This window comes from Pseudarthrobacter enclensis, from assembly GCF_030811655.1.
GTDB lineage: Bacteria > Actinomycetota > Actinomycetes > Actinomycetales > Micrococcaceae > Arthrobacter > Arthrobacter enclensis_A.
Genome location: NZ_JAUSRE010000004.1, coordinates 34575 through 50498, shown reverse-complemented (window position 1 = coordinate 50498; position 15924 = coordinate 34575). Strand labels below are relative to the sequence as shown.

Here is a 15924-nt window from a genome sequence, read left to right as displayed (position 1 = left end):
ATGCTTGCCCATAATGGTTGACATCACGGCAGCAGAGCTGCGCGCCGCCGAGAAAATCTTCGGCGACCGCCTGGACCTGGCAAAGCGCTACGTCGAGCATTTGGCCACGTCGGGGACTGAACGGGGCCTGATTGGCCCGCGCGAGGTGCCCAGATTGTGGAGCCGCCACGTGCTCAACTGTGCAGTCATCGAAAGTGAGATCCCGCAGGGAAGCCACGTTGCCGATGTCGGAAGCGGCGCTGGACTGCCGGGCCTTTGCCTGGCCATCGCACGGCCCGATCTTGAACTCACCCTTATCGAGCCGCTGGAGCGCAGGGTGATCTGGCTTCAGGAAGTAGTGGACGATCTTGGCCTGGACAACGTCACGGTGATGCGTACGCGCGCAGAGCTTGCTGTGGGCCACGTGGACGCTGACGTGGTGACGGCCAGGGCCGTCTCGGCCCTGACCAACCTTGCCGGCCTCACCATTCCGCTGCTCGGTGGCCGCGGCGAAGTCGTGGCCATCAAGGGTCGCAGCGCCGGTGAGGAAATCGAAAAGGCAGCCAAAACCATCCGCAAACTGGGTGGCGTGGAGACGTCCGTGCTCACTGTAGGCGACAACCTCCTGGAGGAACCCACCACAGTGGTCCGCATCGTGGTGGACAAGCCGCAAAAGAAGTCCTGATGCGGGCCTGCTGACGGCTGTCAGCAGGCTGGAGCAGTTAGGCTAGATAACGGCAGCAAAATTGGCTGAACGAGAGTGAGTGTGCCCCAGTGACCAGTAGTGAAGCCTCCGCACAACGGATCCCGCCGTTTGTGTCCTTGGGGTCGGCACGTTCTGTCGCTGGGTCCGGCCTCGCAGGGACCGGTATGGCCCCTGGCAGGGGTGGGAATCACCCTAAAGCGGTTTCTTCCTCCTCCCCAAGTAACGCAGTTTCACGTGAAACAACCTCTGCTGGTCGATCCAATGTCATCGACGCGATCGACGATTCCAGCCCGATTGCCAGGGAGCTTGCGCACGAGACCAAGCGCCGTGAGCGGCTGATGGGACGCCAGCTCCCTCGCCCTGAGGAAACCCGCATCTTCACGGTGTCAAACCAAAAGGGCGGGGTTGGGAAAACCACCACCACCGTAAACATCGCGGCCGCCCTGGCAGCCGCGGGCTTGAACGTCATGGTTATTGACATTGATCCCCAGGGCAACGCCTCCACCGCTTTGGGTATCGAACACCATGCGGACGTTGACAGCATCTATGATGTTTTGATCAACGACGTCCCCCTTGCTGATGTGGTGGCTCCATGCCCCGATATCGGCAAGCTGATTTGCGCGCCCGCTACGATCCACCTTGCGGGTGCGGAGATTGAGCTCGTGTCCCTGGTGGCCCGCGAGCAGCGCCTGCGCCGCGCCATTGACGTCTATGCGAAGACGCGGGAGAAGAACGGTGAGGAGCGTCTGGACTACGTCTTCATCGACTGTCCCCCCAGCCTGGGCCTGTTGACGGTCAACGCTTTCTGCGCGGCAAGTGAAGTGCTGATCCCCATTCAGTGCGAGTACTACGCTCTTGAGGGTCTTAGCCAGCTCCTCAAGAACATCGAGATGATCCAGAAGCACCTCAACGCTGACCTTGTCGTTTCGACCATCCTGCTCACCATGTATGACGGGCGCACCAATCTAGCTGCCCAGGTCGCGGCGGAAGTACGCCAGCATTTCCCCGATCAGGTGCTGTCGGCCGTCGTCCCGCGGTCTGTGCGGATTTCCGAAGCTCCGAGCTACCAACAGACGGTCATGACTTACGACCCCTCGTCGAGTGGGGCCCTGTCCTATTTGGAAGCCGCCGCTGAAATAGCGGAACGCTAGAATCTTCAATACCGCAACGCATCGGAGCCGGGCTGTACCCGGCTCTACCACTGGAGGGATTTACCCATGAGCGAAAAGCGACGGGGCCTAGGCCGCGGTCTTGGCGCACTGATTCCAAGTTCCGCCGCGTCCAATGGTTCCGGGAACAGTGGGGCGGTATCGCGGCCTGTGGATTTGTTCTTCCCGGAAGGCCGTCGAAAGACGGACCCGTCAGAGCAGGTGCCGGCAGACACTGAGGATGCAGCAGTAAAGGCGCCGGACAGGGAAGCGGACGTTCCCGCTGCCCGTTCGTCTTCAGCCAAGTCTGCCGACTCAAAGTCAGTCCCAGGAAAGGGCAGTGACGAGAAGAAGCCCGCTTCCACTGCTCCGGTGAAGAAGACAGCTGCGCGAGAGTCCTCGCCGGCCAGCCCGGTCGGCCCCAAATCACCTGTTGAAGCGGACCCGGCCACAGAGGTTTCCGCTGTTGCGCAGCCTTCGGATGTTCCGAGCCCTTCCGAGCCGATCGTTGAGGAAGGGAGGTCCGGTGACTCGGGCGTTGAGCTTGTTGAAGTTCCCGGTGCACGGTTCGCTGAGATCCCCGTGGCCGACATCCACCCGAACCGGAAACAGCCCCGGAATGTCTTCGATGAGGATGACATGGCTGAGTTGGTGCACTCGGTCCGCGAAATTGGGGTGCTGCAGCCAATTGTTGTCCGCACTTCAACCGAATCCGGTAGTGAATCCTATGAACTTGTCATGGGTGAACGCCGGTGGCGCGCTGTCCAGGCTGCAGGGCTCGACACCATCCCGGCGATTATCCGTGACACCACCGATGACGACCTCCTCCGCGACGCGCTGCTGGAGAACCTCCACCGCAGCCAGCTGAATCCCCTGGAAGAGGCTGCAGCGTACCAGCAGCTCCTCGAGGACTTCGGTACAACCCACGAACAACTGGCGGACCGTATCGGCCGTTCACGGCCGCAGGTGTCCAACACACTGCGTCTCTTGAAACTTCCCCCGCTTGTGCAGCGGCGGGTTGCAGCGGGAGTGTTGTCCGCGGGCCACGCCCGTTCACTTCTTTCGCTCCCTGATGCCGCCGCAATGGAGCGACTGGCCCAACGGATTGTGGCGGAAGGCATGTCCGTGCGTGCCACCGAGGAAGCCGTGACGCTTTACCAGGATCCCGCCAAGCCGGCCAAGAACAACATCCCACGTCCGGGTGCGCGGCACGAACGCCTGGACTACCTCGCGTCCTCGCTGTCAGACCGGCTTGATACCAACGTGAAGATCTCGCTCGGAGTCCGTAAGGGCAAGGTCAGCATTGAATTTGCCAGCGTAGAGGACCTTAACCGCATCATGGACGTTCTAGCGCCTGGTTCTACAAACTAGTACCTCTCCTGAGGCCCCGTTCACGACGAGCGGGGCCTCAGGTGTTTCTGCTGCCATTCTCAGAGTTTCCCGTTCATGGGTTCGAGTGGCCACAGACTTGTGGCTGGGTTGTCTGTGGCAGTCACGTCGGCTTTGCTGATGCATGCTTTATGGGCGTCTTCCTGCGAATGCTGTCGAATCGACGTCGCGAGATGGTGCGCATGTTTTTGTCTGCACTTTAGAGCGCCGACACGATTGGCGGGGACTTGCCGCTCCCCTCACTCCTGAGACAGCTTTCGTGGGAAAGCGAGTGTTTTTCTGCTTGAATATCACTAGTAGCGAGTGTCGCACTGCGGTTTTTCGCACGTGGAGGCTCAGTCGGGCTCGGCCGCATTCCGGTGCGGGTGAAATGTGCAACTGACTGTCCCCGTCCCGTCCAGGTACGTTTCACGTGAAACGCTTCGTGAGCCGCGGTACAACAAAGAGGTTTTGCCCTGGGTAGGGCGGCGCAGCCCATCGAGTCACACTTCCTACGCGATTCTCACTCCTTCGGCTGCTGCTGCTGCGTTTTATGGCCCTCCTAGGCAAATTCTGGCTTTCGACGGGGATAGATCCCTTCAGCAGCCAAAGCGGAACTAATTGAGGGCCTGCCTGCGATACCTGGCGATCTGCTGTACCTCCCGGATCGAATACTAGGACGATGGTTTGGCCATATTATGGGCCGCCGCCTCCAACCGGTGGTGAGGTGAGTAGTCGCCAAGGGCTTCCTTATGCCTATTGCCCTTCAACCACATCAGAAGAGATCGATCGTGGAGCTTCCCCGTTTGGGGGCATGTGATTCCGGACGGGACGTTGCGGCTAGCGCCAAGTTGTGGGTCGATTAGTGCGTGTCAACAGTGTTTGAATGGTACCGGTGCCGATGTCTTGCCGCGCGGTGGTCGAGTCTACTCCGGAAATCCGCCACACACCGTGTGCGGCTACCGCGCAGCCGTCCACATAAAGCATGGTGGGTCCTCGCGGTGTAGGGTTTCGTCATCCTGATAACAGTTATCCCCTGCCTATCCCGTGGGCGGGATATTTGCGGTGGGGTTTATCCTCCTGAGGGGCATGCCGGATTCGCAGCCCTGAAAGTGGAGTGTTTCACGTGAAACGTTAGCTCGCGATGGGGGTACCAGGGGAGCTCCTTTCACGGGCAGACTCCTCCGCCGGCTTCTCAGCGGGTCATGCCGCAGACAGCGACGATGCTCCGCGGTTTCGCGTGAAACAGGCTATCCGGCCGATCGCCCCGGGCCAGGTGCGATGAAAGTTGAGGCGACTGTGAGACTCCCCTTAGTCTTGGTTCTGGTAATTCCCGTTGGACCGTGACTTCCGGGCACGTTCGACCCCTAAATTCCGCCGCGACGTAGCCAAGCTCTTTGGTAGTTGGCGGGGACGAATGTCTGAGGTGGGGAAAGACAATACTCGCAGAGGCAAACGGCAGCGCCGCATGTGGTAGCCACGTGTGCACCTGAAGTGAGATGCCCGTGACTCCCCCTGTTTGGGATTGTGCGATGGGAATTCCCAAGCGGCCGTAGTACGGCAGTCTTCGCAATGGAGGCCAGAATTCTCGATGTAGAGTCGAGCACGTACGGCGGCGGGAGTGGGTGATCCGGGCGCAGAGGCTGCTCCCCCGGGCGCTCCTGATCACAAATGAACTTTATGGCCCTGGGCCCGGAACAGCCACTCTGGCGACGGACGTCATCGATTCGTCGAGGAACGATCGCCTGCCTTTCGCGGCACTACTCCCACGTGCAATAAGGCCGACGCGAGCTCGCATACGGAAGGGACGACCGACCACGCGATGGTGGATTACGCTGCAGCGCCCGTGTTGATCCGTGGGCGTGCCTGCAGGAGCCTCAGCGACATGCAAGCCCGGCGCCCCCCATTGGAGGGCTGAACATGAGGTGGATAACCCTGTGGATAACCCTGTGGATATTCAGGTGGAGCGTCTGTGGATTTTCCGCCCGCCGGGCATCAGGGGCCGACGCTGTTCGGCGTTTGCCTTTCGCAGTCGCCCTGTGCTTGCAGCTTCGGCTGCTGGGTTTCACGTGAAACATTCGCCCCTAGTCGGCCGGCGCTGTCAGATACGGCTGGCTCTGGCGCGGTTGTCACCTGTAAATGGATGAACGCCCGCTAATTTGGTGCTCAAACGAGCACGCGGACGACATAGGCGCGCGCAGGAGGAGCGTAGCGAGGTGTAACTTGAACTGGTCAGTATGCTTTCGCGACGCAGGCCGCTCTGCATGTTAGGGGGTTTGGCGGCGCGAAGGCTTGTGGATAACGGTGTGGATATCTCGGTAAGCATCTGTGGATAAAAGTGTGGATAGAAGTCGCCCGGATTGGATGGCCAAATTGAGGTCGGTTGGCGTTATCGCCTGGATTTCAAAGAAACCTCGGGTCCCACTGTGGCTGCGAGTTCCTCCGGCGATTGCGCTCCCTGCCCCGCCTTCCCCGGAGCTGTGTCCTCTTCGGGTGTGCTGCGTTCGCTTGGGCGCGACCGGGTGGCCGGCTTGGCGGCCAACAAAGTGGGAGCCAAGTGCGTCGGTTCGATCGCTGGGTGGCAGCGCCAATGCCCACCATTCCCATGTCTTGCCCCTTGCCGTCGCAGCGCGGTGGCGCACCCCTTCCACGCTGTACCGCGAAAGGTATGGCGATCGTTAATGACGTCGCAGCGCAGCTTGATGCAAGGTCGGACAATGCTTTAGTGGCTGCCACAGCAACTATGGTCCCGCGGTCCCGATTTTGGTCCAAGTTGGATATGACGGGCACTCGCTCCCAGAACCCCAGGAGATGTTGGATAGGGCCGGCTCCCCCGATGCCCCTTTGTCCGGGGTCCAGACACACCGCGAATGTTTCACGTGAAACATGATCTTCTCTCGGGGACAGTGCGCACTCGATAATTTGCCAGTTGGTCATCGCCCGGGATAGACCGGCCCACATGCAAACGGATGGGGTTCGCCGTGGGTACGTAGCAGCAGGCGGTCACTAAATTCAGCAGCCGCCCTTCCCCTAGTGACGGCCGCCCGATAGTAGATCTTCGAGCTATGTCAGGACCAAGTCCTGGTGAGCATCTGCTTGTGTACCTGTTTGGTTTACGGTGCTATCCGGCATTGCCTACATTCGGGGCTGAGAGTGCGTAGGTTTTGATGAGGGCAACGTGGCCGCCCTCATTTGTCGCCGGCTTCCTTACATTCGATGCAACAAACCTGACGGCCGGTGCTACCTACTGGCTTATCCTGGAGCCATGGGCACAGGCGGCGGCACTGCTGCACCCGCGGACACTATGCCATTTTCACCAATGCAGTTGTTGAAGATCGCAGGAGACAGCCCACTTATCTGCAGAGGTCTGGTGTTCCGCGGCCCCCTGATGTGGGCGGGTATTTCAAGGGCAGCTTCCTCGCCGGGATAATCCCAGAGAAAGGACTTTCATCGAGTATGTAGAAGACGGTAAACCGTGCGGTACCGGGAGTTTCGCGGATGACCACAGCGGGGTACAGCTGCATTGTCTAGCGTCTACTTAAGCTCTTTAGGTGATGTTTCACACTGTTCACTTCAAGAAGGGGCCCAATCCATGCAAAATGCCGCCTTGGCAGTTGGGTGTTCTGCTGCTTAGCGCAGGCTGCAGAACTCGGCTCAAATTGTAGCTGTTTCACGTGAAACAGGATCACCCGAGTGAACGTTGGGATTACCAGAGTCCTCGATACTTCGTGCGAAGCGGGGCGAATCCATGGTCTCTCACTTCGCGGTTCTACGCGTTGGAGGTTTGTGCGACCAACGTTTGACTGGGGCTGCGCGGGAGATGTCGTGGATCGGTCCTTTATTGATCCACAGGGGTTGCGCCGGATGATCGTCGTCTCCAGATCTCAGCTGGACAGCAGTTTGGCCAGACGCGCCCAACCTCTGTTTCACGTGAAACAGATCTGAACATCGCGTGACGCGCACGGCACCCCTCCCCATATCGGGCCGGCGCGAGTTGTCCAAGGAAGGGCACGTACAGACATAGCAAAGAGGCGGCCACATCCCTGGGGGAAATGACCGCCTCTTTACTGCTGCAGACCGCTGCTCCCCTGCGGGGGGACGTTGATCAGGACAGGACGTCAGAGAATTCCTTCTCGAAGAACTGCTTCGGCTTGGCGCCAATCACCGTGTTCTTCACTTCTCCACCCTGGAAAAGATAAACGGCAGGGATGGAGGTAATCCCATACTCGGCAGCGATGGCAGGGTTATCGTCTACATTGACCTTGACGACGTCCACTTTTTCGCTGTACTCGACGGAAATTTCGTCCAAGATAGGGCCAAGTTTACGGCAGGGACCGCACCACTCTGCCCAGAAGTCAACAATAACGGGCTTCTCGGAAGAAAGTACATCCGTGTTGAAACTGGCGTCAGTTACATCTTTAGCGTTGCTCATAACCTTATCTTTCTCTTCGGATAATAGCGGCACAGTCTGGTCAGGACTGCAGGTCTGCCAAGTAGTGCTCAACATCAATGGCGGCCACACAACCAGAGCCTGAGGCCGTGATTGCCTGGCGGTAGGTTGGATCGACCACATCGCCGGCAGCGAAAACACCGGGGAGGCTGGTCCTGGAACTTCGGCCCTCCACCGCGATGGTCCCCGCTTCAGTCAGTTCGAGCACGTCTTTGACGAGGTCGGTACGTGGATCGTTGCCGATGGCGACGAAAACACCCGTCACTGCAAGGTCGGACAAGGAGCCGTCCAGGAGGTTCTTCAAACGGAGACCGGTTACCTTGTCGGTCCCCAATACATCGTCCACGGTACTGTTCCAGATGAACTTGATCTTGTCATGCGCCAGTGCCCTGTCCGCCATGATCTTGGAGGCCTTGAGCGAAGCGCGACGGTGGACTACCGTGACAGACTTGGCAAACTTGGTGAGGAAGAGGGCCTCTTCCATGGCGGAGTCACCGCCGCCGATGACTGCAATGTCCTGGTCTTTGAAAAAGAAACCGTCACAGGTTGCGCACCAGCTGACGCCGTGTCCCGAAAGCCGCTTCTCATTGGGCAGGCCCAGCTCCCTGTACGCCGAGCCCGTGGACAGGATGACTGCCTTGGTCCTGAAGCTCTCCCCCGTGGCGATCGTGACAGTCTTGACCGGGCCCTCCAAATCGACGCCGGTTACATCTTCGAACTGGATTTCAGTGCCAAAGCGTGCGGCCTGCTTCTCGAAGTTTTCCATGAGGTCCGGACCCATGATTCCCTCCGGGAACCCCGGATAGTTCTCCACGTCCGTGGTATTCATCAGCTCGCCGCCGGCGGTCACAGACCCAGCCAACAGTAGAGGCTTGAGGTTTGCCCTGGCGGTGTAGACAGCTGCTGTGTAGCCCGCCGGGCCTGAGCCCACAATGATGACGTCTCGAACGTCTGACGCCGTCTTTTCTTCGATGGTCACTGACCGTGAACCTCTTCCTTATCCGACTCGCCCCACCGTGGAGGCCGGGCACATGTGACAACTATGTCCGTATGCTGAATATTCCAACGCCCGGGCACGGTGCACCACTGGGCAAGGCCGAGGACCGGCCGCCGCGGGACGCACTTTCCAGAGTACATACCTGCTGCGTATGAACTCACGGCAACAGTGATCTGCTGCAGTCACATGTGCTGGGGAAAGGAGGGGCTACTGGACCTTGATCTCAGCCAAGCGGATTCCGTAGCCGTAACGGGTTTTCGGAGCCGCCAGCTTGGGGAGGGAGTTGATCGAGATAATTACATACTGTGCCTGCACGGGTTCTGCCAGGGGCATATTGAGGTCCGTGGAGGTGAAGCTGTTGGAGCCCACAACCTTGGCACCGTCGGTGGAAGGCTTGTCATTGGTGTAAACCGTGATGTTGCCGCCGGATCCCCCCAGCTGTGAAAGTGTGATGGACGAAATAGTGGACGGGCTCTTCAGCTTCACCACGAGCGGGACGCCCTGCGGGGCCAAGCCACCCCAGTTCTCCGTGGCAAACTCCATGTCGGACCAGTAGCTGGCCGCATTGCCGTCGTACGCCTTGACCAGGTCGCCATCAAAGGTGGCTGCGAAATCGAAGTTACCTTGCCGGGTCACGCTCTCGATGACGGGCGGAACTACGGGCGGTTTTGACGGAGCTGCCTGCGTTGCCGGTGCAGAAGCCTGCGCACCGTTGGTGGTGGCCGGAGCAGCCGGAGGGTTGGCCTGGGGTTCTGATTTGAAGAGGCTGCCCAGGTTGGTGACGGCGAAGATCAGGCCAGCGATCAGAACTACAGCCAGAAGTCCGCCTACCAGCCACCGCATGGACCGGGGCTGCCCTTCGGGCTCGTCGTGGTCGTCGTCGTAATCATCGCGGTCTGCGAAGGAGACCCCTGCTGCGGCGGGTGCTGCCGCACGGGCGAAGAGAGCGGATTTACCCTGGACCGGGCGTACCTCCTGCGGGGCGTCCTCATTGTCCCCGTAGTGGTCCTGGTCCACGGTCTGCGCGTAGTCGTCCTCGGACCACAGGGAAACCTTCGGCTTCTGTTCGTGCGCGGACGGTTGCGCGGACGGCTGGGCCTGGGTGGACGGGTCCGACTGAACGGCCGGCTGGGCCTGGGTGGCAGCAGCAGCCGTGTCGTTGGGCCCCGTGTCCACGTCTGCGGAGCCTCCCCGCGGGGAGGGCGATGCAGCGCCCTCCGCTATGGGCTGGGCGGCGGTTGCGTCGGGATCAACCCGGGACGCACCGGATCCTGCCTTGGCACCAGCAGAAAGGCCGGTAGCCGAACCAACTGAGGCCGCAGCACCGCCAACGGCGGCAGCACCGGCAGCCGCCGCAGCCGCGGAACCGGTACGGCCCTGCGTGGAAACCTGCGGAGCCGGCTGCCGGGCAGCGGGACGATGGGCGGCCCCGGGCGGCAGGGGCGGAGCGGAAGGGTAAGGATCAACCTGGCTGGGGTGTGAATCGGCGTAGTTGATGTAACCAGCCTCGACGTGGTCTTCCTCGTCGTAGGGCTCAGGCTCGTGCGACCGCGGCTGCCCAAAAATTTCACTGCCCAGGGTGTCCGTGAAGAAGGGCTCCACGTAAGGCGGATTGGGTGCGACCACCAGGTCCAGCAGATCCGCTGCGGATGTGTGGTTGGTGATGAGGTAGGTGGCATCCTCAGTAACGCCGAGGTCCAGGACCTGCACAGTCCCGCGGCGTTCGCCGGTGGCAACCTCGCGGGCGCTCTGGGCAACCTGTTCAGTGTTCTCCGGTCCGGCAACCAGGATGCTGACCGGGCGGTTGAGGACCTGGTCCACACCGTCCAGCACCAGATCGTGGTCATGCGAGGTCAACACTGTGGCGGTGACCTTGTAGCGGCCGCCCAGTACTGATCCGACATCGATCGGGTTGGACACGTGTTCCTCCTAGACTGTCCGGGATTGCCGGCCTCGATGATGCAACCGCCGTTCAGGCGCCGCGGACGGCCCACCCTGAATGCAACTACCCCTGTACCTGTTCGATCCTAGCCGATCCGCCCCGCGCGGCTGTGGAGAAGACGGGCACCGGAGTCACTTTTTGCGCTGGCTCCGGGACTTGAAATACGGGTTTTCCCCGGCCTTCCCCTGGTACGTGCGGCGCCCAGGAAGCGGAATTTGTTCGCTGAGCAAGCCCCCACGTGCAGTGCTGGGCTGGTCCTCACCCGGCAGGTAGGCGCCATCGTCACCGTGCTGCGCGCCGGCGTCGTACGCTTCCGGACGGCGGGCACCACGCTCCGGATCCGGCCCCGCACGGAAGGAAACGGCATCAAATTCCCCGGAGATCCGGGGAATCAGGCCAGTGTCCACGGACGTTGTGGCACGTTCAGGACGCTGCCCGCGGTCCCCGTCCGCTCCGTTGGCAGGAGCGGACGACAGCGCGTCCCCGGCTTCCGGTGCAGGCGCCCCTCCGCCGCGGCCAAGCCTGCCCAGCAGGGGCCGGAGCATGTCGCTGAGCTCGGAGACGCGGAAAAGCCTGAGGAGGACAAAGTAGACGGCCAGCATGACGGGCCCGACCACGACGAGCGTCACGAGCGCAGTAATGCGGTTCTGCCACGCGAAGCCGTTCGGGTTGTAGCTGCCCATCAGCCAGAGCGCGCCCGCCCCGGCAATCGCAGATCCCAGTGCCGCGTAGCCCATCCGGATGTATGAGTTGGCAATCCGCGCGCCGTCCAGGTGGCCCAGCATTCGCCGCAGGAAGAACGCGCTGATGACCACGGAGAGGATGTTGCCCACCATATAGAGGATGGCGATGGCGTAGATGATCTGGCCTACAGGCAGGAACTGGATGGCGAAGGCACCGACTACGTAGACCACCGCGAGCAGCAGCTGCACATAGAAGGGGGTGCGGGCGTCCTCGTTGGCATAGAACACCCGGGACATCATGAAGTTGGCGCTCATGAAGGGCGTGCTGAGGGCCAGGATGGTGAGCGTCTGGGCGAGCATGACCCCGTCCTGCCTGCTGCCGCCAGAGAAGAACATGCCCAGCGGACCGGCCAGGGCAAACAGGGCCAGGGCGCCGAACACGGTGGCTACGGCCATGGTCCGCAGTCCGTGCGACAGGGCGTCGCGCAGTTCGGCACGGTTGCCTTCCTGCGAGGCACGGGTCATCCGGTTGAACAGCACGGTGGCCAGGGACAGGGCAATAATAGAGTGCGGCAGCAGGTACAGCTGGCTGGCCACCTCAAGGACCGCGTTGCCCGGAAGGGCGTAGGCGGAGGGGTCCCCCGCCTCCTGCAGCCGGATGCGTTCGGCGCCTGGAATGGTGGCGATGCGCATGACGTACAGGAAGGCCAGTTGCCCGACGGCGGCCGTCAGGAGCGTCCACACGCTCAGCCGGGCAGCGTGGCCCAGTCCCACGCCGCGCCAGCCGAACCTGGGCCGTAGTCCGAGCTTCAGCCGGAAGACCGGGACCAGCAGGATGGCGGTCTGGGACAGTACGCCGATGGTGGAGAACCCGGCCACCAGCAGTGTCTGGCTCGATCCCCAGTTATCGATTGTGTGGGCGTTGGCCTCGTTTGTGCCGAAGATCCAGATGAACATGCCCAGCCCTGCGATGGCGACCACGTTGTTCAGGATGGGCGCCCACATGGCGGGGCCGAAGGCACCGTTGGCGTTCAGCACCTGCGTCAGCAACGCGTAGAGGCCGTAGAAGAAGATCTGTGGCAGGCACCAGAACGCGAAGGTGACGGCCAGGGCCTTCTGTTGCGGTGAGTAGCCCTGGGTTGTCAGTTCGATGACCCCTGGTGCCGCCAGGGTGACCAGCGCCGTCAGGCCGAACAGGAGCAGGACAGCCAGCGTCAGCAGCCGGCTGATGTAGTCCGCTCCCCTGTCTGGAGCCTTGCTCGCCTTGATGATCTGCGGGACCAGCACGGCGTTGAACACGCCGCCCGCCACCAGGAGGAAGATCAGGTTTGGCAGGTTGTTGGCGTTGATGAACGTGTCATTGACCGTGGAGCCAAGGCCCAGGGCGGTGCCGAGCATCCATGTCTTGCCGAAGCCCAGGAAGCGCGAAACCAGCGTGCCGGCAGCCATGATGGCGCTGGACCGCGTCTCGCTCACGCCTGTGGCGGCGGGCTGGGAAACGTCCGGAGCCGCCGGCTCCGGGGGCACGCCGTCGGGCGCCGCGTCATCGGGTCGGCTGGACCGGTCGGAAGGAAAGTTGGTAGCTGACATCGACTTCATCGTCTCACCCGTGCGCACATAACACCGCAATGACGACGGCGGCGTCCGGGCTTAAAGGTGCCCGGGCAGGACTTCGCGGGCCAGGTCCGCGATGCGGCGTTCGTTGGGGAAGGACAGCTTCCGCGCCAGCTCCTGGATGGGCACCCAGGCCACATCCACGGCTTCCTGGTCGGGGTCGTTCTCAATGGTGAGTTCGCCGCCCGTGGCCCGCAGGAGGTAATGGTGCACTGTCTTGTGGACCCGGTGGCCGCTTACCGTGAACCAGTAGTCGATGCTGCCCAGTGGCGCCAGGATGACGCCCTCGATGCCCGTTTCCTCGGCAACTTCCCGGACCGCGGCCTGTTCGTTGTTTTCCTCGCCCTCCGGGTGGCCCTTGGGAAGGCACCACTCGAGGCGTCCGCCCCTGTTAAGGCGGGCGATGATCGCCACCCTCAGTTCGGCGTCGGATGTGTCCACCACAACGCCGCCGGCGGAGACTTCCTCCACTGTGGGCAGCGACGCCGGCGCCGATTGCTGGGCAGGGGCAACGTGCGCCCCGATTGCCGACGGCAATGGTGCGTTTGTCCTCCTGCCTGGAGCGCTCGGTACTGGATGGGCCATGAGGTCCACTCTAACGACTGTTGCCCTCCCGTGATGACCGGAACATGACACCAACATGGACGGGATATGACGTACTTTCCGGAAGGGAAGGCCAATCAGCGCGGATCGTGACGCCTTTTTGGACTGCCAGGGCGCAGGTTTCTGCCAAGCTTAAGGAACTATGTCGCACGCACAACGCAAGATTGATACCCACACTGTCGATTTCACCGTGGATCCCGTGGTCCTCGAGCTCGGACAGCGCTTCGTGGACGCCGGCCACGAGCTGTCTTTGGTGGGCGGTCCCGTGCGCGACCTGTTCCTGGGCCGGACGTCCCCGGACCTGGACTTCACCACCGACGCCACCCCTGACCAGACCGTTGCACTGATCAAGAAGTGGGCGGACAACTTCTGGGAGATCGGCCGGGCGTTCGGCACCATCGGCATGCGCAAGGCCGGCTTCCAGATCGAGATCACCACCTACCGGGCCGAAGCCTACGATCCCGATTCCCGCAAACCGGTGGTGGCATTCGGTTCCTCCCTGACGGATGACCTGCAGCGCCGCGACTTCACCATCAATGCCATGGCGCTGAGGCTGCCCTCCATGGAGTTGGTGGACCCTTTCGGGGGCGTGCGGGATCTCCACGCGTCAGTGCTGGCCACGCCCGGCGCGCCGGAGGCATCCTTCTCCGATGACCCGCTGCGCATGATGCGGGCCGCCCGCTTCGCTGCACAGTTGGGGGTTTCAGTCCGCGACGACGTCCGGGATGCCATGACGGGCATGGCGGACCGCATCAGGATCATTTCCGCGGAGCGGGTGCGGGACGAACTGGTCAAGCTGGTGTGCGGCGCCCGGCCGCGGACAGGAATCGACCTGCTGGTCGAGACGGGGCTGGCAGAGCACGTGCTGCCGGAAGTATCAGCCCTCCGCCTTGAATCCGACGAGCACCACCGGCACAAGGACGTCTACCAGCATTCCCTCCAGGTCCTGGAACAGGCGGCTGAACTGGAAACGGACGCCGAAGGCCCCGTGCCCGGGCCAGACTTCGTTCTCCGTTTTGCGGCGTTAATGCACGACGTCGGGAAACCGGCGACGCGCCGATTCGAACCGGGCGGCGCCGTGAGCTTCCGCCACCACGACATGGTGGGCGCCAAGCTCACCACGAAGAGGATGAAGGCGCTGCGGTTCGACAATGACACCACTAAGGCCGTGGCGCGGCTGGTGGAACTCCACATGCGCTTCTATGGCTACGGCGACGCCGGCTGGAGCGACTCCGCCGTGCGTCGCTACGTCACCGACGCCGGTCCCCTGCTGGAACGCCTGCATCGGCTCACCCGCTCAGATGTCACCACCCGCAACCAGCGCAAGGCGGAACGCCTGGCTTTTGCTTACGACGACCTGGAATCGCGAATCGCGGCACTGCGCGAACAGGAATCTCTGGACGCGGTGCGCCCGGACCTGGACGGCGCCAGGATCATGGCCCTGCTGGATCTGAAGCCCGGGCCGGTCGTGGGGCGCGCCTACAAGTTCCTCCTCAACGAGCGGATGGAACACGGACCGTTGCCCACGGAGGAAGCAGAGGCGCGCCTGCTCCGCTGGTGGGCAGAACAGCCTGAATCGGCACCTGCCGGACCCGCCGCCGAAGCTTCTCCCGCCGTCGTCGAACCTTCACCTGTTGAGGAGTCCAAGTGACCAATTCCGCCTTTGCCCCGCGCCCCCAGCTCTGGATCCTCCGCCACGGGGAAACCGAATGGTCCAAGAGCGGGCAGTACACCGGCCTGACGGACCTGCCCCTGACCGTGGAAGGCGAACAGCAGGCCGTGGAGGCCCGCAAGGTGCTGGACGGCGTGGACTTCGACCTGGTGCTCACGTCCCCCCTTCGGCGGGCACGGCGGACGGCGGAACTCGCCGGCTTCCCCGATGCCCGGCACGAGCCGCTCGCCGTCGAATGGAACTATGGCGATTATGAGGGGATCAGTTCGGACCTGATCCGCAAGGACAATCCCGACTACCTGATCTGGACACACGGCGTGCCCAACGGCGAGACGCTGGATGAGGTGGCTGCGAGGGCAGACAAGATCATCGGCCGGGTCCTGGAATCCGGCATGGACAATGTGCTGATCGTGGCGCATGGACATTTCTCCCGCATCCTCACGGCACGCTGGCTGGAATTGCCGCCCACGGAAGGCCGGCACTTTGTCCTGGGGACGGCCAAGGTCTGCACTTTGGGATGGGACAAAAAGACCCCGGCCATTGTGCGGTGGGGGCTCTAAACCTTCTTTTTAAACTCCTTTAATTGTTTTCCGGGAATTGCTGGCTTTCCCTGCATTCCTGGGGTACCTTTATTCCTGACCCCAAGGTGATCTGCCTGGGTCCCGAACCGCTTGGCAACGAACGCGGCGGACAGCAGAAAAGGAGGTTGGGATAATGATGACTTTGACTGGCGAATGGAATGCCGTCATCAATGCGTTCCCG

10 protein-coding genes are annotated in these 15924 nt (G+C 62.0%); 5 read left to right on the top strand and 5 right to left on the bottom strand.

All coding sequences use genetic code 11. The features are described from left to right. Positions 1–13 precede the first annotated feature (13 nt). The 3 genes from rsmG to J2X98_RS04980 all read left to right on the top strand — a co-directional run bounded on the left by rsmG (position 14) and on the right by J2X98_RS04980 (position 3204). The gene (rsmG, locus tag J2X98_RS04990; RefSeq protein ID WP_141944819.1) at positions 14–664 is read left to right on the top strand and encodes a 16S rRNA (guanine(527)-N(7))-methyltransferase RsmG; all 651 of its coding nucleotides are present in this window, start codon (positions 14–16) and stop codon (positions 662–664) included. 89 nt (positions 665–753) lie between these two features. Continuing rightward, positions 754–1836 carry a ParA family protein gene (locus J2X98_RS04985; RefSeq protein WP_307304994.1) on the top strand — a complete coding sequence of 361 codons (1083 nt, stop codon included), beginning with the start codon at positions 754–756 and terminating at the stop codon, positions 1834–1836. 66 nt (positions 1837–1902) lie between these two features. Beyond that, positions 1903–3204 carry a ParB/RepB/Spo0J family partition protein gene (locus tag J2X98_RS04980; RefSeq protein WP_307304987.1) on the top strand — a complete coding sequence of 434 codons (1302 nt, stop codon included), beginning with the start codon at positions 1903–1905 and terminating at the stop codon, positions 3202–3204. A gap of 4102 nt (positions 3205–7306) precedes the next feature. Here J2X98_RS04980 and trxA read toward each other — a convergent pair. The 5 genes from trxA to J2X98_RS04955 all read right to left on the bottom strand — a co-directional run bounded on the left by trxA (position 7307) and on the right by J2X98_RS04955 (position 13424). Beyond that, the gene (gene trxA, locus J2X98_RS04975; RefSeq protein WP_141944823.1) at positions 7307–7633 is read right to left on the bottom strand and encodes a thioredoxin; all 327 of its coding nucleotides are present in this window, start codon (positions 7631–7633) and stop codon (positions 7307–7309) included. 40 nt (positions 7634–7673) lie between these two features. Continuing rightward, the gene (gene trxB / locus J2X98_RS04970; RefSeq protein ID WP_307304982.1) at positions 7674–8630 is read right to left on the bottom strand and encodes a thioredoxin-disulfide reductase; all 957 of its coding nucleotides are present in this window, start codon (positions 8628–8630) and stop codon (positions 7674–7676) included. Positions 8631–8855: 225 nt separating this feature from the next. Further along, positions 8856–10568: a discoidin domain-containing protein gene (locus tag J2X98_RS04965; protein ID WP_307304979.1), complete on the bottom strand. Its 1713-nt coding sequence runs from the start codon at positions 10566–10568 to the stop codon at positions 8856–8858. A 153-nt stretch (positions 10569–10721) separates the two neighbouring features. Further along, complete coding sequence (murJ, locus tag J2X98_RS04960) at positions 10722–12863, bottom strand: murein biosynthesis integral membrane protein MurJ (RefSeq protein ID WP_307304976.1); 2142 nt, start codon at positions 12861–12863, stop codon at positions 10722–10724. A gap of 60 nt (positions 12864–12923) precedes the next feature. Beyond that, entirely contained in the window at positions 12924–13424 is a 501-nt protein-coding gene (locus J2X98_RS04955) for an NUDIX hydrolase (RefSeq protein WP_307305460.1), read from the bottom strand. Between the two features lie 208 nt (positions 13425–13632). On the opposite strand from J2X98_RS04955, the gene J2X98_RS04950 reads away from it, so the two are divergent. Together J2X98_RS04950 and J2X98_RS04945 are read left to right on the top strand one after the other, a co-directional pair. Next, positions 13633–15141 carry a CCA tRNA nucleotidyltransferase gene (locus J2X98_RS04950; protein WP_307304973.1) on the top strand — a complete coding sequence of 503 codons (1509 nt, stop codon included), beginning with the start codon at positions 13633–13635 and terminating at the stop codon, positions 15139–15141. After that, positions 15138–15722: a histidine phosphatase family protein gene (locus J2X98_RS04945; RefSeq protein ID WP_141944834.1), complete on the top strand. Its 585-nt coding sequence runs from the start codon at positions 15138–15140 to the stop codon at positions 15720–15722. Before J2X98_RS04950 ends, J2X98_RS04945 begins: the two co-directional genes overlap by 4 nt. Positions 15723–15924: the final 202 nt, after the last annotated feature.